The organism is Bradyrhizobium uaiense (genome assembly GCF_010811875.1).
GTDB lineage: Bacteria > Pseudomonadota > Alphaproteobacteria > Rhizobiales > Xanthobacteraceae > Bradyrhizobium > Bradyrhizobium uaiense.
The window spans coordinates 1-243 of record NZ_VKHP01000979.1 but is presented as its reverse complement, the minus strand read 5'-3'; the positions used below and the strand labels follow the sequence as shown (position 1 = coordinate 243).

Genomic DNA, 243 nt, shown 5'->3' with positions numbered 1-243 from the left:
CTCCAGATGGTGCCCAAGACCCGCAGAGGGCCGCTTCTCAAGGCCTCACTTCCTGAGTTGGTGGAGCACGGTCGGAAGCATGCAGGCGGCCCGAAGGTTTCCGCAGGTACGGTGAACAAGCAGCTTGAAGACCCGAACTACGTGCCAGCGAACGTAACCAATGGCTCGTGGAATCCGCTGAACTGGAGCCCGTCGCAAATCCCGCAGAAGGTTGCTGAGAGCTTGCCAACGACTGCTGCGGCT

At 60.5% G+C, this 243-nt stretch carries 1 protein-coding gene; it reads left to right on the top strand.

Features of this window, described 5'->3' with window-relative positions; genetic code table 11:
* On the top strand, window positions 1-243 hold a 243-nt coding region (locus FNJ47_RS50850), incomplete at both ends, for a hypothetical protein (protein ID WP_206685442.1).